The sequence below is a fragment of the Lelliottia sp. SL45 genome (assembly GCF_026672535.1).
GTDB lineage: Bacteria > Pseudomonadota > Gammaproteobacteria > Enterobacterales > Enterobacteriaceae > Enterobacter > Enterobacter nimipressuralis.
Genome location: NZ_JAPPRH010000003.1, coordinates 3,341,545 through 3,360,985, shown reverse-complemented (window position 1 = coordinate 3,360,985; position 19,441 = coordinate 3,341,545). Strand labels below are relative to the sequence as shown.

Below are 19,441 nucleotides of genomic sequence, written 5' to 3'. Positions count from 1 at the left end.
GAGACATATGCACTGGCAGACACACACGGTTTTCAATCAGCCTGTACCCCTGTCGAACAGCAATCTTTTTCTGTCCGATTGCGCGCTGCGTGAGGCGGTGGCACGCGAAGGGGCGGAATGGGACAGCGAATTTCTCGCCAGCATCGGCCAGCAGCTCGGAACGGCGGAGTCGCTGGAGCTGGGTCGCCTCGCAAACGCCAATCCGCCAGAACTGTTACGTTACGATCCGCGCGGGGAGCGGCTGGACGATGTGCGCTTCCATCCGGCGTGGCATCTGCTGATGCAGGGGCTATGCGCTAATCGGGTCCACAATCTGGCGTGGGAGGAGGAGGCGCGTAAAGGGGCGTTTGTCGCCCGCGCCGCGCGGTTTGTGCTTCATGCTCAGGTTGAGGCCGGAACGCTTTGCCCCATCACCATGACCTTCGCCGCCACGCCATTACTTCAGCAATCCCTTCCCAAACCCTTCCACGACTGGCTCTCGCCGCTGTTGAGCGATCGCTACGACCCGCATCTGGCGTCTGGCGCGCAAAAGCGTGGGCTGCTCATCGGTATGGGAATGACCGAAAAGCAGGGCGGGTCCGATGTGCTGAGCAACACCACGCGGGCAGAGAAGTGCAGCGACGGCAGTTATCGGCTGATAGGACATAAATGGTTTTTCTCTGTGCCGCAAAGCGATGCCCATCTGGTGCTGGCTCAGGCTCACGGAGGGCTGTCGTGCTTTTTCGTTCCGCGCATTCTGCCTGACGGGCAGCGCAACGCCGTCCGGCTGGAACGCCTGAAAGACAAGCTCGGTAACCGGTCGAACGCAAGCAGTGAGGTCGAGTTTATGAACGCCTCCGGTTGGCTATTAGGCGAAGAGGGCGAGGGTGTGCGCCAGATCCTGAAGATGGGCGGCCTGACGCGCTTTGACTGTGCACTGGGCAGCCACGGGCTGATGCGCCGCGCGCTCTCGGCCGCGTTGTATCATGCCCATCAGCGGCAGACATTTGGCAAAAACCTTATCGACCAGCCACTGATGCGCGATGTGCTGAGCCGGATGGCGCTTCAGCTCGAAGGGCAAACGGCGCTGCTGTTCCGCCTGGCGCGCGCCTGGGATCGCCGGGACGATCCGCAAGAATCTGCATGGGCACGGCTCTTTACGCCCGCAGCGAAATTCAGCGTGTGCAAAGGCGGAATTCCCTTTGTCGCCGAGGCGATGGAAGTGCTGGGCGGTGCCGGGTATTGCGAAGAGAGCGAATTGCCGCGCCTGTACCGCGAAATGCCGGTGAACAGCATCTGGGAAGGGTCGGGCAACATCATGTGCCTGGATGTACTGCGGGTGCTGACGAAACATTCGGGCATTGTTGATGTGCTGCACGAGGACTTCGCGCAGGTGAAAGGTCAGGATCGTCATTTTGATCGTGGCTGGCGGCAGCTGCAGCAAAAACTGCGTAAACCGCAGGAGGCTCAGGGCCGGGAAATTACCCAGCAGCTCTTTTTGCTGGGGGCCGGGGCGCAGATGTTGCGACATGCCTCGCCGCCGGTGGCGCAAGCCTGGTGTCGCATGATGCTGGATCCCCGCGGCGGCTCGCTGCTGAGCGAACAGGTGCAAAACGACCTGCTGCTGCGCGCCACGGGGCGAGTCGGTTAACCCTTCAGGCGGAACAGGCTCACCAGCTCGGTCAGGTGTGAGCCTTTCTCGCGCAGCGTGTGTGCGGTTTGCTCGCTGCGCGATACGCGGTCGGCGTTAATATGTGTCGCTTCGCCGATGTGGGTCATCGCCAGATTGACCTGACGGATCCCCGCCGACTGCTCGTGCGAGGCGTGGTTAATCTCCGTGACCAGCTGGTTGATGTTATCGATATGCACGATGATCGAGTCCATCGCCTGCCGGGTTTGCTCGGACAGCTGGTGGCCCTCGCTTACCTTTTTCAGCGTGTCGCCGATAAGCTGCTCGATCTCTTTAACGGCGTTTGCACTGCGCGCGGCCAGCGCCCGGACCTCCTGCGCCACCACCGCAAAACCTTTGCCGTGTTCACCGGCGCGCGCGGCTTCTACTGCAGCGTTCAGCGCCAGAATATTGGTCTGGAACGCGATGGACTCAATCACGCGGGTGATATCTTCGATACGTTTCGATGCGTCGCGAATATCATCCATGGTGGCGACAGCGTTACCGACCGTTTCCCCACCGTGATGAACAGCGCGCGATGTTTCCCGTACCAGCTGCTGCGTTTGTTCCATGTTCGCCGCATTTTGCTGCACGGTGGCGGCCAGTTGCTCCATGCTCGCGGAGGTTTCTTCAACGCTGCTGGCCTGTTTGTTGATCTGCCCGGAGATTTCGCCCGCATCGGCTGCCAGTGCGTTGGTGCCAAGGTGAATCTCACCTGCGGCTTCGCGCACCTGGTGCACGATTTGCTGAAGCCCGCCGCCGATGCCGTTAATCGCGCCGATCAGTTGCCCCACTTCATCCTGACGGCTGACGGGCAGTTCGGCGCGCAGATCGCCTGCGGCGTACTGGCGGGCAAGGTGAATCACATCGCGCAGAGGGCGGGTTAACCAGCGGCGAATGATAATGACAAACGCGGCAGCGAACAGCGCCGAGAGCACGACGCCTGCCAGCAGGAAGCGGTCACGTAAGGCGTTGACGTTCGCCAGCAGTACGGATTTATCCACTTCACCGACAATCGTCCAGTTCCAGCCCGGCAGCGGCGTATAGGCCATTTTCAGCGTGCGGCCATCGTCGCTGATGCGCTCGACGGTGCCCTCTTTTCCGCTCAGCAGTTGCTGCTGGAGTGCGCTATCCCATTTTGGGAGTTGGCCCTCTTCGCTGGCGTGGAACAGATACTGCCCGCGTGTTTTGCCGTTGCTGCGATCCAGGACGTAAAAGTGGCCACTGTCGCCCAGGCGGCGATTAAGAATTTTATCGCGCATTACGTTCCAGGAATGGCTGATATCTACGCCGACAAACACGATCGCAATCACCTGACCGCTCGCATCTTTAACCGGCTGGTACTGAGTGATGTAGCGCTTGCCAAACAGCAGGGCCAGGCCGCGATAGACGTCGCCTTTGGTGACGGCGTTGAAGGCGGCGCTGGAGTTGTCCAGCACGGTACCGATCGCACGTTCGCCGTTCTCTTTGCGCAGGGAGGTTGCCACGCGTACAAAATCGTTGCCGCTGCGGACAAACAAGGTTGAGATCGCGCCGGTACGACTCAGAAAGTCGTCGGAGAAGCTGTTGTTTTCATGCAGTTCGGTATCGCCGCCTTTCAGCAAGGGGGCGTTCTGGCCATTGATGGCGCGTAGCTGACCGGGATCGATGCTAAGCGGCTGGGGCAGAAAGGTGCCGAAGAGTTTAGTGTAACTCTCAACTTCTTCACTCAGGCTGGTATTAAACATCTGCACCATATCCACGATGCCGGTGGACTGGTTATGAAGATCTTCCACCGCCAGTGCTTCCAGCTGTTGGCTGGCTTTATGGCTCAGAAGAAAAGTGAACAGCAGAAAGAGCGTTGCGACACTCACGCCGGTAAGTAACGATAGCTTTGCGCCAAGGCCTGAACGGCGGAAAAAGTTGATCATAAATTGCTCATTGTTGAAAAGGTATGGCAGTTCAACGGCAGAGCGGCGCTAACATTTATCAACTTTATGTAACAAAATGTTACATTGATGTCTCTGTTTGGTAACGTTAAAGATAATAGATGGGTAAAAATACAAAAGCCACTAAAATTAAGTGGCTTTTATCGGAGGCTTGTCAGGCGTAGAGAATAGCCTGTACTCGCCACTGGTCGGCGTATCGGTCCTCCTGCATCTGGACAATGCGATACCACGAAGCACCCTGCTCATCCGCTTTAAATGCAATCACACGTTCCACGTCTTGCGGGCTCCCTGAAATGTTATTCACGGAGATAAGGCCAATTTCATTTAAGCCTGTGACACAATCAGCGCTGGCAAATTCGGCTGACTGCGCGGTTGTGCTCATCAGCCCCGCTGAGAGCAGCAGTGAGGTCAAAGCAAGAGATCGTTTCATTGTCAGCTCCATTTCACATGTCTCCGGTATCCGCCGGGCAATCCTTCGCAAATAAACTCACTTCCATTGTCACAGGCATGGAGTTTATTGTGGACAGGAAAACGTCTATGGACGCAAAGCAGTGTAAATGTCGTTTAAATCCTGACAGTTATTTGCGATACAAAATGGCTTGCGAGTACCACTGTCCGGTAATAATGGTTTCATCCACCATAATAATGACGTAGTAATCTGCTTTTGCGGCGACAGCTTTCGCTTTTATTGCATCCTCCGCATCCGCCGGTGAGCCACGAACCAGCACACTGACGGTACCCATACGTTGTAATCCTTCGGTCTGATTACGACGAATTTCCTGAGGATAACTGGTGGCGGCCGGGGCGGGCTGTGGTGTTCCTTCCAGCACGCTACAGCTTGTTAACAGCAGCACCAGCAATAAAGCAGCGAACCTGCGCATAACCATATCTCGTTTCCTGATAGCCATAGTGTAGATGTCTGCGAATTTCATTTTGGGGGAATGTTCCCAAACTGTTATCTGTGACGTCATTTTCGAATGAAAATATCGTGAAAGCGTAATCCAGTTCTCAAGATTATGAATCACCCATTAGAAAGAGGATCGACGATGATTGAACTTAAGACACAGCGGCTTGGCGACCATGAAATTCTACACGCTTTCCCGGCTGGGTTAAGTGAGCAACCTTTACCCGTTATTATTTTTTATCATGGGTTTACCTCATCAAAACTGGTTTACAGCTATTTTGCCGTCGCGCTGGCGCAGGCGGGTTTTCGCGTGGTGATGCCGGATGCACCCCGGCACGGGGCGCGGTTTACGGGTGATGAACAGGCGCGGTTAGGGCAGTTCTGGCAAATATTACACGGCAGTTTGGCGGAGTTCGCTGGGCTTCGCGATGCGCTTTATGCGGCGGGGCTGGTGGCCGATGAACGTCTTGCCGTCGCGGGGGCGTCGATGGGCGGCATGACCGCGCTGGGCATTATGGCGCGCCACCCGGAGGTAAAATGCGTAGCGAGCCTGATGGGGTCGGGATACTTTACCTCTCTGTCGCAGACCCTCTTTCCGCCACAGGCGCAGGACGTTGAAAGCGTTCTGGTAACCCTCGCGGAGTGGGACGTGACACACGCCTTACCGCGTCTGGCAGACCGCCCTCTGCTGCTCTGGCACGGCGAAGCAGACGATATTGTGCCTGCCGCCGAGACATTCCGATTACAGCAGGCGTTGTTGCGTGAGGGGCTGGATAAAAACCTGACCTGCCTGTGGGAAGCAGGCGTGGGGCATCGCATCACGCCCACGGCGCTGGATGCCACGACCGGTTTTTTCCAAAAGCATCTCTAAACGCGAAGAATGGTGACACCCAGATCCTCCAGTTTTTGCAGGATCTGAGGGTTAGCGTTTTTGCCGGTGATCACCATGTCGATCTGTTCTGCCCGGCTGAACAGCATGCCGGCGCGCTCGCCTACTTTGCTGCTGTCGACCAGTACCACCAGTTTTCCGACAACGTTTAGCATATTCTGCTCCGCCATCGCCGTCAGCATATCGGTTTTGTACAGCCCGTCGGCAGTCAGGCCCTTACCGCTGGTAAACATCCAGTGCCCGGCATACAGGCTGTTTTCGCTGTCCTGTGGGCTGAGGGTGATGGACTGACTTTTGTTGTACTGGCCGCCCATGATCACCACGCTTTCATGCTCCTGGTCGATCAGGTAATTGGCCAGCGGCAGATAGTTCGTGATGATTTGCACTGGCTTCCCGCACATCTCGCGGCCCAGTAAAAAGGCCGTGGAGCCGCAGTTGATCACCACGCTTTCCCCCGGATTCACCAGCTGCGAAGCCGCCCGCGCAATACGCACTTTTTCATCATGATTCTGCGCCTGATGGATATTCATCGGCGTCCAGCGCGGGCGCTGCTGGCTGATCGCCTCGGCACCGTTGCGTACTTTTTTGAGCTTCCCGCTCTCATCCAGTTTGTTGATATCACGCCGCGCCGTGGCTGGGGAGATTGCCAGGCGATCAATCACTTGTTCGACGGTGACAAAGCCGGTTTGCGCCAGGAGTTCCAGTAAAATTTGATGCCGTTGCGCTTCCGTCATGAGCTATTCCGAAATAAATTGATTTTAAAAGATGATATTTGAAATAGCCTGAAAATACTAAGCAAATGAGAGAATTGCCAGGCGACTCGCCTGGCAACCTGAGTTCCGCCACTACAGGAACGATTTGAACGGCAGATCGGGTTCTATCGTGAAGCAGTCATCGAAACCACGCGGGTAGTGGTATTCGAAATTATCTTTGTCCAGCGGCCAGGTAAATTTGCCGCCGACCTGCCAGATAAACGGCTTGAAGCCATACTTCAGACGATCTTTTTTCATTTCCCACAGGACGCGGATCTCCTGTGGATCGGCCTGGAAGTTTGACCAGATATCGTGGTGGAACGGGATCACGACTTTGGTGTTGAGCGCTTCCGCCATGCGCAGCATATCGGCGCTGGTCATTTTATCGGTGATACCGCGCGGGTTTTCCCCGTACGATCCCAGCGCTACGTCGATGTGATGCTCGTTGCCGTGCTTCGCATAGTAGTTGGAGTAGTGCGAATCGCCGCTGTGATAGAGCGATCCACCAGGCGTTTTGAACAGGTAGTTCACCGCGCGCTCGTCCATGCCGTCTGGCAGCACGCCAGCCGCTTTTTGGTCGGCAGGCAGAGTAATCAATGCGGTACGGTCAAAGGCGTCGAGGGCATGGATCTCAATGTCTTTGATTTTCACAACGTCGCCGGGCTTCATCACGATGCAGCGCTCTTTTGGCACACCCCAACCCATCCACAGATCCACGCAGGTTTGTGGCCCAATAAAGGGCACATCGTCGGCGCAGTTTTGCATGACCGCTGCTGCTACGTTCACGTCGATATGATCGTTGTGATCGTGGGTTGAGAGCACGGCATCGATCTGACGAATCGCGAACGGATCCAGCACAAACGGCGTGGTGCGCAGGTTCGGCTGCAATTTTTTGACGCCAGCCATGCGCTGCATCTGATGGCCAGCTTTCATCAGCGGATTGCCATGGCTCTGCTTGCCCGTCCCGCACCAGAAATCGACACAGATGTTTGCGCCGCCCTCCGATTTCAGCCAAATCCCGGTGCAACCCAGCCACCACATCGCAAAGGTGCCCGGTGCGACCTGTTCCTGTTCGATCTCTTCATTCAGCCAGCTACCCCATTCCGGGAAAGTGCTCAGAATCCATGATTCGCGGGTGATGGATTTTACTTTACTCATCGTTTGACTCCCTGTTTCAATCATAATTAATCACAATGTGACGCGTTATGATTTATGTTGTCACCATTAAATCAGCTTTGCAATGGTGATTTTACTGATTGATGGATCGGACATGGATGCCTGGCGCGGGCGTGCAAACAGGCTTAATTATTAGCTTGTTTGGTTAATTGTATAAATTAAAAGAAAAATTTGACGTGGTGGATGCTGAATGAAAATCACTATAAAGTGCAGGGAAATAATTTGCGTGACGCGTCACAAATAATCAAATGCAATCTTGTGGTGATTATTTGTGATTACTAGAGTGAGGGCACTTCTTGTACGCAGTTTATCCTTCGTACCCTCACTTTCTGGAGTGTGTTATGGAAATCCTCTACAGCGTCTTTACCGTTTTCTTCAACCAGGTAATGACCAACGCGCCGCTGTTGTTGGGTATTGTGACCTGCCTCGGCTATATCCTGTTACGCAAAAGCGCGAGCGTAATTGTGAAAGGCACCATCAAAACGATTATCGGGTTTATGTTGCTGCAGGCAGGGTCAGGTATATTAACCAGCACGTTCAAGCCTGTTGTCGCCAAAATGTCGGAAGTTTATGGCATTAACGGTGCCATCTCTGACACCTACGCCTCGATGATGGCGACCATTGAACGCATGGGCGAGGCGTACAGCTGGGTAGGATATGCGGTGCTGCTCGCGCTGGCGTTGAACATTACGTTCGTCCTGCTGCGGCGTATTACCGGCATTCGCACCATAATGCTCACCGGGCACATCATGTTCCAGCAGGCGGGTCTGATCGCCGTCTTCTTCTATATCTTCGGCTACCCGATGTGGACCACTATTATCTGCACGGCAGTGCTGGTGTCGCTCTACTGGGGTATCACCTCCAACATGATGTACAAACCGACGCAGGAAGTGACTGACGGCTGCGGTTTCTCAATTGGTCACCAGCAGCAGTTCGCCTCCTGGATTGCCTATAAAGTTGCGCCGTACCTCGGTAAGAAAGAGGAGAGCGTTGAAGATCTCAAACTGCCCGGCTGGCTGAATATCTTCCACGACAATATTGTCTCCACCGCCATCGTCATGACCCTCTTTTTTGGCGCGATCCTGCTCTCCTTCGGCATTGACGTTGTGCAGGCGATGGCCGGCAAAACCCACTGGAGTATCTACATTCTGCAAACGGGCTTCCAGTTCGCGGTGGCGATTTTCATCATCACCCAGGGCGTGCGCATGTTTGTGGCTGAACTTTCCGAAGCCTTCAACGGTATCTCTCAGCGCCTGATCCCCGGTGCCGTTCTGGCGATCGACTGTGCGGCAATCTATAGCTTCGCGCCGAACGCCGTGGTGTGGGGCTTTATGTGGGGCACCATCGGCCAGCTGATTGCCGTTGGCATTCTGGTCGGCTGCGGCTCCTCCATTCTGATCATTCCCGGCTTTATCCCAATGTTCTTCTCTAACGCCACCATCGGCGTGTTTGCTAACCACTTCGGCGGCTGGCGCGCGGCGCTGAAAATTTGTCTGGTGATGGGGATGATCGAAATCTTCGGCTGCGTATGGGCGGTCAAACTGACCGGCATGAGCGCCTGGATGGGCATGGCCGACTGGTCGATTCTGGCGCCGCCGATGATGCAGGGCTTCGCCTCCATCGGGCTCGCATTTATGGCCATCATTATCCTGATTGCACTGGTTTATATGGTCTTCGCCGGACGCGCACTTCGCGCTGAAGAAGACGCAGAGAAACAACTGGCAGAGCAGTCTGCTTAATAAGGAGTTTTGATTATGACCGTACGTATTCTGGCAGTGTGTGGTAACGGACAGGGCAGCTCCATGATCATGAAAATGAAAGTGGACCAGTTTCTCACCGGGCAGGGCGTTGATCATTCGGTAAATAGCTGTGCCGTGGGCGAATACAAAAGCGAGCTGAGCGGGGCGGATGTGATTATTGCCTCCACGCATATCGCAGGGGAGATCACGGTGACGGGCAATAAATATGTGGTGGGCGTGCGCAACATGCTCTCTGCTGCCGATTTTGGTCCGAAGCTGATGGAGGTCATCAAAGCGCACTTCCCTGGTGATATCAAATAAGGACGCGTCATGAAATTACGAGATTCGCTGGCGGAGAACCATTCCATCCTGCTTCAGGCCGAGGCCAGCACCTGGCAGGACGCCGTCAAACTGGGCGTCGATTTGCTGGTTAACGCCGATGTGGTTGAGCCGCGCTATTACCAGGCCATCCTCGACGGCGTGGCGCAGCACGGCCCGTACTTTGTTATCGCACCGGGTCTGGCTATGCCGCATGGCCGCCCGGAAGAGGGCGTTAAAAAAACCGGCTTTGCGCTGGTGACGCTGAAGTCGCCGCTGGTGTTTAACCATGAGGATAACGATCCGATCGATATCCTGATCACCCTGGCGGCAGTCGATGCGACGACTCACCAGGAGGTGGGCATCATGCAGATCGTTAATCTGTTTGATGATGAAGCCAATTTCGACCGTTTACGCACCTGCCGTACCGAGCAGGAAGTGCTGGAATTAATCGATCACGCCACTGCGGCGGCAGTATAAGAGGGAAGTGAAATGTCATTACCGATGTTGCAGGTCGCACTGGATAACCAAACGATGGCCCATGCGTATGAAACCACGCGTCTGATTGCGGAAGAGGTGGACATCATCGAAGTCGGCACCATTCTCTGCGTCGGGGAAGGTGTTCGCGCCGTCCGTGACCTGAAAGCGCTATACCCGCATAAAATCGTACTGGCCGACGCCAAGATCGCCGACGCCGGGAAAATTCTCTCCCGCATGTGTTTTGAAGCGAACGCAGACTGGGTGACGGTGATTTGCTGTGCCGATATCAACACCACCAAAGGCGCGCTGGAAGTGGCAAACGAATTCAATGGCGATGTACAGATTGAGCTGACCGGCTACTGGACCTGGGAGCAGGCGCAAGAGTGGCGTGATGCGGGCATTCAGCAGGTGGTGTATCACCGCAGCCGCGACGCGCAGGCCGCTGGTGTGGCCTGGGGCGACGCGGATATCAGCGCAATTAAACGTCTTTCGGAGATGGGCTTCAAAGTGACGGTGACCGGCGGCCTGGCGCTGGAGGATTTACCGCTGTTTAAAGGCATTCCGATTCACGTCTTTATTGCCGGGCGCAGCATTCGTGATGCGGTTTCACCGGTAGAGGCTGCGCGTCAGTTTAAACGCTCCATCGCCCAGCTGTGGGGATAAGGAGCGGATATGTTATCGAAACAGGTCCCGCTCGGGATCTACGAAAAAGCACTCCCTGCCGGGGAGTGCTGGCGGGAGCGCCTGCAACTGGCGCGTCAGCTGGGGTTCGATTTTGTTGAAATGTCGGTGGATGAGACCGATCTTCGTCTCGCGCGTCTCGACTGGAGCCGTGAACAGCGGCTGGCGCTGGTCAATGCGGTGGCGGAAACGGGCGTGCGGGTGCCGTCAATGTGCTTAAGTGCGCACCGCCGTTTTCCGCTGGGCAGCGAAGATGACCCGATTCGCGCCCAGGGGCTGGAGATCATGCGTAAAGCCATCACTTTCGCGCAGGATGTCGGGATTCGCGTCATCCAGCTGGCGGGCTATGACGTCTATTATCAGGAGGCCAATGACGAAACGCGGCGTCGCTTTCGTGAGGGGCTGAAGCAAAGCGTAGAAATGGCCAGCCGTGCCCAGGTGACGCTGGCGATGGAGATCATGGATTACCCGCTGATGAACTCCATCAGCAAAGCGCTAGGCTACGCACACTATCTCAATAATCCGTGGTTCCAGATCTATCCTGATATCGGCAATCTCTCGGCGTGGGATAACGACGTACAAATGGAGTTGCAGGCTGGTTGCGGGCATATCGTAGCGGTTCACGTCAAAGACACACGTCCCGGCGTATTCAAAAACGTACCGTTCGGCACCGGGGTGGTGGATTTCGAACAGTGCTTCCGGACACTCAAACAGAGCGGTTATTGCGGGCCTTATTTGATTGAGATGTGGAGCGAAACGGCAGACGACCCACTAGCCGAAGTGGCGAAAGCGCGCGACTGGGTTTGCGAGCGTATGGCGCGGGCGGGATTGCGGGAGGCGGCTCATGCAACAGCTTAAACAGCAGGTCTATGACGCGAATAGGGATTTGCCGCGCTACGGCCTGGTGACATTCACCTGGGGCAACGTAAGTGCTATCGACCGCGTGCGCGGGCGGATGGTCATCAAACCAAGCGGGGTGGCGTATGACGTTATGCAGCCAGAGGATATGGTGGTAGTGGATCTTGAGGGTAACGTTATCGAGGGGAAATGGAACCCTTCCTCGGATACGGCAACCCATCTGGCGCTGTACTGCCGCTATCCTACCCTCGGCGGCGTGGTGCATACCCACTCCACCCATGCGACAGCCTGGGCGCAGGCCGGGCTCGCTATCCCGGCACTCGGTACCACGCACGCAGACTATTTCTTCGGTGATATTCCCTGTACCCGGGCATTAACCGAAGCAGAAGTACAGGGTGAATATGAGCTGAATACGGGCAAGGTCATTATCGAGACGATAGGCGAGTGCGAGCCGCTGCATACGCCGGGGATTGTCGTCTGGCAGCACGGCCCGTTTGCGTGGGGCAAAAATGCTCACGAGGCGGTGCACAACGCGGTGGTGCTGGAAGAGGTGGCGAAGATGGCGTGGATTGCGCGCGGAATCAATCCGCAGCTACAGCCCATTGATCGCTATTTGATGAACAAGCACTATCTGCGCAAGCATGGCCCTCATGCTTATTACGGGCAGAAATAAAAAAAGCCCCCGGGCAGGGGGCAAGTCAAACTATGGCTATGTTCTCGTTTTGGCTTTCCTGGTGCTAGCGTCAAAGTCTTATCGATAGATATCTGCGCTTGCATGCATATTGCCGTTGCTACCGGGCTCACGGGTCAAAATGACGTGGTAGTACTTTGCGCCCGATGCATCAGTCTCTTCATTCAGCGCCTGATCTGCTTCACTTTCGGTGGCGAAGTTATGGTTTATGTAAATTACGCCTAAGCTCTGCACATCATCCATATTTCTGGCCTGTCGACCGTCGATCTTGATGGCTGCCATCGCGTTTGCACTGAGCAAAAGCGCAGCCAGAATGGCTATTACGATTTTTTTCATGATATGCGCTCCACGACTGCGTGCTGTGTACGGTTTTCCTCTCCTTATTCGCCTGGGATAGGGTCTGATTAAAGTGTAATCGCTAATAGTGTGGGGAATGGCGACCATTTCTGATGCTGTTGTTCAAAAAAGTAGCGCTTTCCGATGTGTCTAATTTTAAATCATCCACTTAGGCCAGCTTTACGCTTTGTGCGAATTATTTGTGCAATCAGCTTGAGTTTATGGGGGTTCGCAATTAGAATGACGCGTCAATTTTTCGGCCGCCCTTTAACACGTTCCTTGCCTCCATGGGCCGCGGCTGACCCAGACAGGAGGCTGAATAATCCGTAAGGAGCAATTCGATGCGTCATTACGAAATCGTTTTTATGGTCCATCCTGACCAGAGCGAACAGGTTCCGGGTATGATCGAACGTTACACTGGTGCAATCACTGCAGCAGAAGGTACGATCCACCGTCTGGAAGACTGGGGCCGCCGTCAGCTGGCTTACCCGATCAACAAACTGCACAAAGCTCACTACGTTCTGCTGAACGTTGAAGCTCCGCAGGAAGTGATCGATGAGCTGGAAACTAACTTCCGCTTCAACGACGCCGTTATCCGCAGCATGGTAATGCGTACTAAGAACGCAGTTACCGAAGCATCTCCGATGGTTAAAGCGAAAGACGAGCGCCGTGAGCGTCGCGATGATTTCGCAAACGAAACCGCAGATGATTCTGATGCTGGGGATTCTGAAGAGTAATTTCTGATGACCAACCGTCTGGTGTTGTCCGGTACCGTGTGCAGGACCCCCCTTCGTAAGGTCAGCCCATCAGGAATTCCTCATTGCCAGTTCGTGCTTGAGCATCGTTCTGTGCAGGAGGAAGCCGGGTTTCACCGGCAGGCGTGGTGCCAAATGCCCGTTATTATTAGCGGACACGAAAACCAGGCCATTACTCACAGTATAACGGTCGGCTGTGCAGTCACCGTTCAGGGGTTCATCTCTTGCCACAAGGCAAAGAACGGCCTGAGCAAAATGGTTCTGCATGCCGAGCAGATTGATTTGATAGATTCTGGAGACTAGCCATATGGCACGTTATTTCCGTCGTCGCAAGTTCTGCCGTTTCACCGCGGAAGGCGTTCAAGAGATCGACTATAAAGATATCGCAACGCTGAAAAACTACATCACCGAAAGCGGTAAGATTGTCCCAAGCCGTATCACCGGTACTCGTGCAAAATATCAGCGTCAGCTGGCTCGCGCTATCAAACGCGCTCGCTACCTGTCCCTGCTGCCGTACACTGATCGTCATCAGTAATCGGGCACGGTCCATTAATACGACTTTAAGAGGATAAGGTAATGCAAGTTATTCTGCTTGATAAAGTAGCAAACCTGGGCAGCCTGGGTGATCAGGTTAACGTTAAAGCGGGTTACGCACGTAACTTCCTGGTTCCACAGGGTAAAGCTGTTCCAGCTACTAAGAAAAACGTTGAGTTTTTCGAAGCACGTCGTGCTGAACTGGAAGCCAAACTGGCTGACGTTCTGGCGGCTGCTAACGCTCGTGCTGAAGCAATCAATGCACTGGGCACCGTTACCATCGCGTCTAAATCTGGCGACGAAGGTAAACTGTTCGGTTCTATCGGTACCCGCGACATCGCTGACGCTGTAACTGCAGCTGGCGTTGAAGTGGCTAAGAGCGAAGTTCGCATGCCGAACGGCGTTCTGCGTACCACTGGTGAGCACGAAGTGGACTTCCAGGTTCACAGCGAAGTGTTCGCTAAACTGGTTGTTAACGTTGTAGCTGAGTAATTTTTTACTTAGTTAGCGTCTAAGCGCCGGCCTTGTGCCGGCGTTTTGTTTTTTAGCCCCGCCAGAATCACACCTCTCAACTTGTATGGTAGCTATTCCCGTCGCAATCCCTGATAATAATTGAAACGCTATTTTATCTTTGAGATTTGCTATGGATGCCTCTCAGCCCTTATCCCTGTTTGCCCGTAAGAATATCGCCTACGCCAGCGCCACGCTCTGCTGTCTGCTGTGGGGAAGCTCTTATCCGGCGATCAAAAGCGGCTACGAACTTTTTCAGATCGCCACCGACGATATTCCGTCGAAAGTGGTCTTTGCCGGTTACCGTTTTCTCTTTGCAGGCCTGCTACTGCTGATGTTTGCCCTCGCGCAACGCAAACCCATCGCCCGGCTCACGCCACAGCAGTTTGGGCAGCTGAGCCTGCTGGGCCTGACGCAAACGTCAATCCAGTACGTTTTCTTCTATGTGGGCCTCGCGTACATGACCGGCGTGAAAGGGTCGATCATGAATGCGACCGGAACCTTCTTCAGCGTACTGCTCGCGCACTTTATCTATCAAAACGACAAACTCAGCTATAACAAAACCATCGGCTGTATTCTGGGCTTTGCGGGCGTGATGCTGGTGAATTTCAACAGCGGATTACTGGATTTTCACTTTGTCTGGAACGGCGATGGTTTTGTGGTGCTGGCGGCGTTCATCCTCTCGGCAGCCACGCTGTACGGGAAACGTATTTCGCAAACCGTCGATCCCACGGTGATGACCGGGTGGCAGTTGGCCATTGGCGGGCTGGTGCTGGTGGTAGGGGGCTACTCGACGGGTGGGCGGCTGGAAGTGCACAGCACGGCTGCGGTGGCCGTTCTCGGCTATTTGACGCTGCTCTCGTCCGTGGCCTTTGCACTGTGGAGTATGCTGCTCAAAGTAAATCGCGTCAGCATGATAGCCCCCTTTAACTTTGTCATTCCCGTTGCGGGTACTGTGCTGTCCGCCATTTTCCTCGGGGAAAACATTCTGGAGATCAAATACGCTATCGCGCTGGTGCTGGTCTGTTCGGGGATCTGGTGGGTGAATAAGGCCAAAAAAACCGCCTGATATGAACGCCCGGCCAGTGTGACCGGGCTTTCGGCTACTTCACGCGGATAAAGCTGCCGTTTGGCTCACGCATAAACAGCACCTGCTGGCCGCTGCCGGTATCAATCGTCAGCCCTGTCACCACGCCGCTGGCGTTCTGGCGAATCTGTACCATCTGGCCATTCTGTAAATTACTCAGGGGTTTTCCTTCGCCTTCTACCTGCGCCATGGCGTAAACATCAGTCGGTGGCAGATTATGGTCTCGGAAGAGCTGCGCCATGGTTTTACCCGGCTCGACGCGATAGGAGCGCCACTGCTGTTCAATGCCGGTGGGCTGCTGCGCTTGCGACTGAACAGGCGCTGCGGCTTGTTCCTGCGGCTGCTCTTCCTGAATCGGTTCCGGGGAGACCGGCGCCACCTGGCCTGGATCGTTTGACGGCGTGACCAGCTGTGTTTGCATCGGCTGTTGATCGGGCTGTGGCCGCGACTGCGACTGAATATCTAACTGCGCATTACGCGTGACAGGCTGCATATCGCTGCTGTCATCGCCAGAAGGAAGCAGGAACCCAATCACCACCACCAGGGCGGCAATAATGATGCCTCTGCGATGGAAGGGCGGCAGCGGATCCATGATGCGAAAGTTGTCCGGCGCATGCCAGATTTTCGCCAGGGTAGGTTTCAGTTCAAATCGCCCGGGCATGGCTCTCCTCCTGCTCCGCATCATTATAATCCTGTCCTGAGAAGTATAGTCTGCTAACTGCCTGAATGGCGTAGTAAACCCGACTCGTGTGACTCACGTTTAGGAAAACACCTGGTCACCTCTATTGTTTCTGTTTCGGCGCAGTTTGTCATCTTAACTTAAGACAAAGTTTTACCCATAAGGGCGTGGCTGATATGCTGCCCGCTACTTTAAATGTGATGGAAGGAAAACCCATGACCACCCCGACTTTTGACACTATCGAAGCGCAGGCAAGCTACGGTATCGGTTTGCAGGTAGGACAGCAGCTGAGCGAATCCGGCCTGGAAGGACTGTTACCTGAAGCACTGGTGGCGGGTATCGCTGACGCGCTGGAAGGCAAACACCCGGCTGTACCGGTAGACGTTGTACATCGCGCACTGCGTGAAGTTCACGAACGTGCGGATGCCGTCCGTCGCGAGCGTTTTGAAGAGATGGCCGCCGAAGGCGTGAAATACCTGGAAGAGAACCGTGAGAAAGAGGGCGTGAACAGCACCGAATCCGGCCTGCAGTTCCGCGTCATCACTCAGGGCGAAGGCGCAATCCCGGCACGTACTGACCATGTACGCGTGCACTACACCGGTAAACTGATCGACGGTACGGTGTTCGACAGCTCTGTCGCCCGTGGCGAACCGGCTGAATTCCCGGTCAACGGCGTGATCCCAGGCTGGATCGAAGCGCTGACGCTGATGCCTGTAGGTTCTAAATGGGAACTCACTATCCCGCAGAACCTGGCTTACGGCGAGCGTGGCGCTGGCGCGTCCATCCCGCCATTCAGCACCCTGGTGTTTGAAGTCGAGCTGCTGGAAATTCTGTAATCGGCACACGCATTTCCTCTCCCCCTGCGGGAGGGGAAATAGTGAGAAAACCTATAGTTAAGCCGATATCAATATTTTATCTTGCAAAGCTACGAGTTGCGTGTATTTTTGTGAGCTGTTTCGCGTTGTATGAGTGATATGACACTCACTTTAAACATATTATTAACATAATATCTATTTCATAGTATTCATCCCGCCGATTCTTACCTACTATCGATGAGTCCTTTTTAAGGGACCGTCACATCATGACGTAACTAAAGGCCAGAAGAGCCTTAACAACACAGACAGGCATAATAGGAAAAAAACACATGGTAGATCAGGTAAAAGTCGTTGCCGACGAAGAGGCTTCGTCTGAACAGTCGCTACGGCGCAATCTCACAAACCGTCATATTCAGCTTATTGCCATCGGCGGTGCCATCGGCACAGGGCTGTTCATGGGGTCGGGCAAAACCATCAGTCTTGCCGGGCCGTCGATCATCTTCGTCTATATGATCATCGGTTTTATGCTGTTCTTCGTGATGCGTGCAATGGGTGAATTGCTGCTCTCGAATCTCGAATACAAATCTTTTAGCGACTTCGCTTCTGACCTGCTCGGCCCCTGGGCGGGATACTTTACCGGCTGGACTTACTGGTTCTGCTGGGTGGTCACCGGCATGGCTGACGTTGTCGCCATCACCGCCTACGCGCAATTCTGGTTCCCCGGTCTTTCCGACTGGGTGGCGTCCCTTGCGGTGATCGTCCTGCTGCTGAGCCTCAACCTCGCCACGGTGAAAATGTTTGGTGAGATGGAGTTCTGGTTTGCGATGATCAAAATCGTCGCCATCGTCGGGCTGATTGTCGTGGGGCTGGTGATGGTGCTGACGCACTTCCAGTCACCGACCGGCGTGCAGGCTTCCTTTACGCACCTGTGGAATGACGGCGGCTGGTTCCCAAAAGGGCTGAGCGGCTTCTTTGCTGGCTTCCAGATTGCGGTGTTCGCCTTCGTGGGTATTGAGCTGGTGGGCACCACCGCTGCGGAAACCAAAGATCCGGAGAAATCCCTGCCGCGCGCGATCAACTCCATCCCGATTCGTATCATCATGTTCTACGTCTTCGCGCTGATCGTCATTATGTCCGTGACGCCGTGGAGCTCCGTCGTTCCAACCAAAAGCCCGTTCGTAGAACTGTTCGTGCTGGTTGGTCTGCCTGCTGCGGCAAGCCTGATTAACTTCGTGGTGCTGACGTCGGCGGCCTCTTCTGCCAACAGCGGCGTGTTCTCGACCAGCCGTATGCTGTTCGGTCTGGCGCAGGAAGGCGTGGCGCCCAGCGCTTTCGCGAAGCTCTCCAAACGTGCCGTACCGGCGAAAGGGCTGACCTTCTCCTGCATCTGCCTGTTGGGCGGTGTGGTGATGCTGTACGTCAACCCGAGCGTGATTGGTGCGTTCACCATGATCACCACGGTCTCCGCGATCCTGTTCATGTTTGTCTGGACCATCATCCTCTGCTCGTACCTGGTGTACCGCAAACAGCGTCCGCAGCTGCATGAGAAATCCATCTACAAAATGCCGCTCGGCAAGCTGATGTGCTGGGTCTGCATGGCGTTCTTCGTGTTTGTGCTGGTTCTGTTGACGCTGGAAGATGACACCCGTCAGGCGCTGATCGTAACGCCGCTGTGGTTCATTGCGCTGGGGTTAGGCTGGCTGTTTATCGGTAAGAAACGTATGGCAGGCATGCGTTAAGTCTGTTGCCGGGGGCGCGCTTCGCCTCTCCGGCACACTAAAGCACAAAACAGAGGCCCGGTAAGCGCTCACGCGACCGGGCCTTTTTTTATTCCCCGGCTAAAGCACGCGGGAACAGGACGTTATTTTCCAGACTAATGTGTTCCATCAGATCGTCGATCATCTCGTTAATGCCGTTGTACATCGCTTTCCAGGTCGTGCAGGCGTCTGGCGGCGGCGTCACGTTATTGGTGGTGTGTTTGATCACCTCCAGCAGTTCGCCCGCGTCGTCGTGCTCGCTCTCCATGACGCTGATCGGTCCCATCGCCTGCGTACCCATGCCCTGTTTGATCATCGGGAAGAGGATCTGCTCCTCTTTCATCATGTGGCTGGATAACTCTTCGTGCAGCATGGTCAGGTATTTCGCCAGGCCGCGCGGTACGGTGGCTTTATCGGCATGCACGCGCTCAACTTTGGTTGCCTGCAGAATCAGTTCCGGGAGCTGTTCGCGGTGACGGTCGTGGTAACGCACGATGATGTGGTCGATGATTTCCGCCAGCGCCACGCTGCGCCAGTCTTTCTCGATGGGCTGTTCGGCCAGCTGCGCCAGCTCAGCTTCAATCGCATCAACATCCAGCGCCTTACGCAATGCCGCACGCGCCAGCGTTTGCTTCCCGCCGCAGCAGTAGTCCATATCGTATTTACGAAACAGCGCAGATGCGCGCGGGATGGAGAGCGCCAGCTCGCCTAAAGGTTGGTCGCGGAAGGCCATCGTCGTTACCTCATCATTAAGAATATAAGATGCATTTTAAATGCATCTTTTTGGTGAAGCTATAACCCTTTGGGGGCAGCGGAGAAAATGAGATATCCGTCACATTTATTTTGATGTATTAACCTGCTGAATGGATTTGAAAAATTCCGCGAATGGGCTTCTCATGCCGGA

The 19,441-nt window shown here is 54.9% G+C and carries 23 protein-coding genes; 15 read left to right on the top strand and 8 right to left on the bottom strand.

All coding sequences use genetic code 11. From position 1 onward, the window contains the following. Positions 1-7 precede the first annotated feature (7 nt). Complete coding sequence (locus OVA10_RS22280; RefSeq protein ID WP_268196814.1) at positions 8-1,630, top strand: isovaleryl-CoA dehydrogenase; 1,623 nt, start codon at positions 8-10, stop codon at positions 1,628-1,630. Here OVA10_RS22280 and OVA10_RS22275 read toward each other — a convergent pair. The 3 genes from OVA10_RS22275 to bsmA form a co-directional block, all read right to left on the bottom strand. Next, positions 1,627-3,558: a methyl-accepting chemotaxis protein gene (locus OVA10_RS22275; RefSeq protein ID WP_100777888.1), complete on the bottom strand. Its 1,932-nt coding sequence runs from the start codon at positions 3,556-3,558 to the stop codon at positions 1,627-1,629. The genes OVA10_RS22280 and OVA10_RS22275 overlap by 4 nt on opposite strands. Positions 3,559-3,730: 172 nt before the next feature. Further along, complete coding sequence (gene yjfN, locus OVA10_RS22270) at positions 3,731-4,018, bottom strand: DUF1471 family protease activator YjfN (RefSeq protein WP_100777887.1); 288 nt, start codon at positions 4,016-4,018, stop codon at positions 3,731-3,733. Positions 4,019-4,154: 136 nt separating this feature from the next. Continuing rightward, a complete protein-coding gene (bsmA, locus tag OVA10_RS22265; protein ID WP_100780773.1) occupies positions 4,155-4,484 on the bottom strand; it encodes a biofilm peroxide resistance protein BsmA in 330 nt (109 codons plus the stop codon). Between the two features lie 138 nt (positions 4,485-4,622). Between bsmA and yjfP the strand changes: the two genes are divergently transcribed. After that, positions 4,623-5,351 carry an esterase gene (yjfP, locus tag OVA10_RS22260; RefSeq protein WP_268196813.1) on the top strand — a complete coding sequence of 243 codons (729 nt, stop codon included), beginning with the start codon at positions 4,623-4,625 and terminating at the stop codon, positions 5,349-5,351. Here yjfP and ulaR read toward each other — a convergent pair. Continuing rightward, the gene (gene ulaR / locus OVA10_RS22255) at positions 5,348-6,103 is read right to left on the bottom strand and encodes an HTH-type transcriptional regulator UlaR (protein ID WP_100777885.1); all 756 of its coding nucleotides are present in this window, start codon (positions 6,101-6,103) and stop codon (positions 5,348-5,350) included. The two genes, yjfP and ulaR, sit on opposite strands and share 4 nt — an antisense overlap. Before the next feature lie 111 nt (positions 6,104-6,214). Further along, entirely contained in the window at positions 6,215-7,279 is a 1,065-nt protein-coding gene (gene ulaG / locus OVA10_RS22250; protein ID WP_107702393.1) for an L-ascorbate 6-phosphate lactonase, read from the bottom strand. Between the two features lie 359 nt (positions 7,280-7,638). Here ulaG and ulaA point away from each other — a divergent pair, with 359 nt between their 5' ends. The 6 genes from ulaA to OVA10_RS22220 are packed head-to-tail and all read left to right on the top strand — an operon-like array spanning position 7,639 to position 12,046. Further along, positions 7,639-9,036, top strand: coding sequence for a PTS ascorbate transporter subunit IIC (gene ulaA, locus OVA10_RS22245; RefSeq protein WP_123429617.1), 1,398 nt, complete (start codon positions 7,639-7,641; stop codon positions 9,034-9,036). A 15-nt stretch (positions 9,037-9,051) separates the two neighbouring features. Next, positions 9,052-9,357: a PTS ascorbate transporter subunit IIB gene (ulaB, locus tag OVA10_RS22240; protein WP_100777882.1), complete on the top strand. Its 306-nt coding sequence runs from the start codon at positions 9,052-9,054 to the stop codon at positions 9,355-9,357. 9 nt (positions 9,358-9,366) lie between these two features. After that, complete coding sequence (gene ulaC, locus OVA10_RS22235; RefSeq protein ID WP_268196812.1) at positions 9,367-9,834, top strand: PTS ascorbate transporter subunit IIA; 468 nt, start codon at positions 9,367-9,369, stop codon at positions 9,832-9,834. A gap of 12 nt (positions 9,835-9,846) precedes the next feature. Next, positions 9,847-10,497, top strand: a complete 651-nt coding sequence (ulaD, locus tag OVA10_RS22230) for a 3-keto-L-gulonate-6-phosphate decarboxylase UlaD (RefSeq protein WP_100777880.1) — start codon at positions 9,847-9,849, stop codon at positions 10,495-10,497. A gap of 9 nt (positions 10,498-10,506) precedes the next feature. Next, the gene (locus OVA10_RS22225; protein ID WP_181827221.1) at positions 10,507-11,373 is read left to right on the top strand and encodes an L-ribulose-5-phosphate 3-epimerase; all 867 of its coding nucleotides are present in this window, start codon (positions 10,507-10,509) and stop codon (positions 11,371-11,373) included. Further along, positions 11,360-12,046 carry an L-ribulose-5-phosphate 4-epimerase gene (locus OVA10_RS22220; protein ID WP_268196811.1) on the top strand — a complete coding sequence of 229 codons (687 nt, stop codon included), beginning with the start codon at positions 11,360-11,362 and terminating at the stop codon, positions 12,044-12,046. Before OVA10_RS22225 ends, OVA10_RS22220 begins: the two co-directional genes overlap by 14 nt. Before the next feature lie 78 nt (positions 12,047-12,124). On the opposite strand, the gene yjfY is transcribed toward OVA10_RS22220, so the two are convergent. After that, on the bottom strand, positions 12,125-12,400 hold the full coding sequence (gene yjfY, locus OVA10_RS22215) for a DUF1471 family protein YjfY (protein WP_100777877.1): 276 nt from the start codon (positions 12,398-12,400) through the stop codon (positions 12,125-12,127). 341 nt (positions 12,401-12,741) lie between these two features. On the opposite strand from yjfY, the gene rpsF reads away from it, so the two are divergent. From rpsF to OVA10_RS22190, 5 genes are all read left to right on the top strand, one after another. Further along, the gene (gene rpsF, locus OVA10_RS22210) at positions 12,742-13,137 is read left to right on the top strand and encodes a 30S ribosomal protein S6 (RefSeq protein WP_100777876.1); all 396 of its coding nucleotides are present in this window, start codon (positions 12,742-12,744) and stop codon (positions 13,135-13,137) included. Positions 13,138-13,143: 6 nt separating this feature from the next. Continuing rightward, positions 13,144-13,458 (top strand): primosomal replication protein N, encoded by a 315-nt coding sequence (priB, locus tag OVA10_RS22205; RefSeq protein WP_100777875.1) that lies wholly within the window; start codon positions 13,144-13,146, stop codon positions 13,456-13,458. Positions 13,459-13,462: 4 nt separating this feature from the next. Next, a complete protein-coding gene (rpsR, locus tag OVA10_RS22200; RefSeq protein ID WP_000135199.1) occupies positions 13,463-13,690 on the top strand; it encodes a 30S ribosomal protein S18 in 228 nt (75 codons plus the stop codon). A 41-nt stretch (positions 13,691-13,731) separates the two neighbouring features. Then, complete coding sequence (gene rplI, locus OVA10_RS22195; protein ID WP_059179941.1) at positions 13,732-14,181, top strand: 50S ribosomal protein L9; 450 nt, start codon at positions 13,732-13,734, stop codon at positions 14,179-14,181. A gap of 151 nt (positions 14,182-14,332) precedes the next feature. Beyond that, on the top strand, positions 14,333-15,268 hold the full coding sequence (locus OVA10_RS22190) for a DMT family transporter (protein ID WP_268196810.1): 936 nt from the start codon (positions 14,333-14,335) through the stop codon (positions 15,266-15,268). Between the two features lie 34 nt (positions 15,269-15,302). Here OVA10_RS22190 and OVA10_RS22185 read toward each other — a convergent pair whose 3' ends face one another. Beyond that, complete coding sequence (locus OVA10_RS22185) at positions 15,303-15,947, bottom strand: OapA family protein (protein WP_268196809.1); 645 nt, start codon at positions 15,945-15,947, stop codon at positions 15,303-15,305. Positions 15,948-16,180: 233 nt separating this feature from the next. On the opposite strand from OVA10_RS22185, the gene fklB reads away from it, so the two are divergent. Then, positions 16,181-16,801, top strand: a complete 621-nt coding sequence (gene fklB, locus OVA10_RS22180; RefSeq protein ID WP_187469894.1) for an FKBP-type peptidyl-prolyl cis-trans isomerase — start codon at positions 16,181-16,183, stop codon at positions 16,799-16,801. Positions 16,802-17,109: 308 nt separating this feature from the next. Beyond that, complete coding sequence (gene cycA / locus OVA10_RS22175) at positions 17,110-18,519, top strand: D-serine/D-alanine/glycine transporter (RefSeq protein ID WP_100777871.1); 1,410 nt, start codon at positions 17,110-17,112, stop codon at positions 18,517-18,519. A gap of 88 nt (positions 18,520-18,607) precedes the next feature. Here the strand turns inward: cycA and ytfE are convergent, their stop codons facing one another. Further along, positions 18,608-19,270: an iron-sulfur cluster repair protein YtfE gene (gene ytfE, locus OVA10_RS22170; RefSeq protein WP_100777870.1), complete on the bottom strand. Its 663-nt coding sequence runs from the start codon at positions 19,268-19,270 to the stop codon at positions 18,608-18,610. Positions 19,271-19,441: the final 171 nt, after the last annotated feature.

Coding starts and splice junctions, on each gene's coding strand:
- OVA10_RS22280 (WP_268196814.1), top strand. CDS start 8: ATGCACTGGCAGACACACACGGTTTTCAATCAGCCTGTACCCCTGTCG.
- OVA10_RS22275 (WP_100777888.1), bottom strand. CDS start 3,558: ATGATCAACTTTTTCCGCCGTTCAGGCCTTGGCGCAAAGCTATCGTTA.
- yjfN (WP_100777887.1), bottom strand. CDS start 4,018: ATGGAGCTGACAATGAAACGATCTCTTGCTTTGACCTCACTGCTGCTC.
- bsmA (WP_100780773.1), bottom strand. CDS start 4,484: ATGGCTATCAGGAAACGAGATATGGTTATGCGCAGGTTCGCTGCTTTA.
- yjfP (WP_268196813.1), top strand. CDS start 4,623: ATGATTGAACTTAAGACACAGCGGCTTGGCGACCATGAAATTCTACAC.
- ulaR (WP_100777885.1), bottom strand. CDS start 6,103: ATGACGGAAGCGCAACGGCATCAAATTTTACTGGAACTCCTGGCGCAA.
- ulaG (WP_107702393.1), bottom strand. CDS start 7,279: ATGAGTAAAGTAAAATCCATCACCCGCGAATCATGGATTCTGAGCACT.
- ulaA (WP_123429617.1), top strand. CDS start 7,639: ATGGAAATCCTCTACAGCGTCTTTACCGTTTTCTTCAACCAGGTAATG.
- ulaB (WP_100777882.1), top strand. CDS start 9,052: ATGACCGTACGTATTCTGGCAGTGTGTGGTAACGGACAGGGCAGCTCC.
- ulaC (WP_268196812.1), top strand. CDS start 9,367: ATGAAATTACGAGATTCGCTGGCGGAGAACCATTCCATCCTGCTTCAG.
- ulaD (WP_100777880.1), top strand. CDS start 9,847: ATGTCATTACCGATGTTGCAGGTCGCACTGGATAACCAAACGATGGCC.
- OVA10_RS22225 (WP_181827221.1), top strand. CDS start 10,507: ATGTTATCGAAACAGGTCCCGCTCGGGATCTACGAAAAAGCACTCCCT.
- OVA10_RS22220 (WP_268196811.1), top strand. CDS start 11,360: ATGCAACAGCTTAAACAGCAGGTCTATGACGCGAATAGGGATTTGCCG.
- yjfY (WP_100777877.1), bottom strand. CDS start 12,400: ATGAAAAAAATCGTAATAGCCATTCTGGCTGCGCTTTTGCTCAGTGCA.
- rpsF (WP_100777876.1), top strand. CDS start 12,742: ATGCGTCATTACGAAATCGTTTTTATGGTCCATCCTGACCAGAGCGAA.
- priB (WP_100777875.1), top strand. CDS start 13,144: ATGACCAACCGTCTGGTGTTGTCCGGTACCGTGTGCAGGACCCCCCTT.
- rpsR (WP_000135199.1), top strand. CDS start 13,463: ATGGCACGTTATTTCCGTCGTCGCAAGTTCTGCCGTTTCACCGCGGAA.
- rplI (WP_059179941.1), top strand. CDS start 13,732: ATGCAAGTTATTCTGCTTGATAAAGTAGCAAACCTGGGCAGCCTGGGT.
- OVA10_RS22190 (WP_268196810.1), top strand. CDS start 14,333: ATGGATGCCTCTCAGCCCTTATCCCTGTTTGCCCGTAAGAATATCGCC.
- OVA10_RS22185 (WP_268196809.1), bottom strand. CDS start 15,947: ATGCCCGGGCGATTTGAACTGAAACCTACCCTGGCGAAAATCTGGCAT.
- fklB (WP_187469894.1), top strand. CDS start 16,181: ATGACCACCCCGACTTTTGACACTATCGAAGCGCAGGCAAGCTACGGT.
- cycA (WP_100777871.1), top strand. CDS start 17,110: ATGGTAGATCAGGTAAAAGTCGTTGCCGACGAAGAGGCTTCGTCTGAA.
- ytfE (WP_100777870.1), bottom strand. CDS start 19,270: ATGGCCTTCCGCGACCAACCTTTAGGCGAGCTGGCGCTCTCCATCCCG.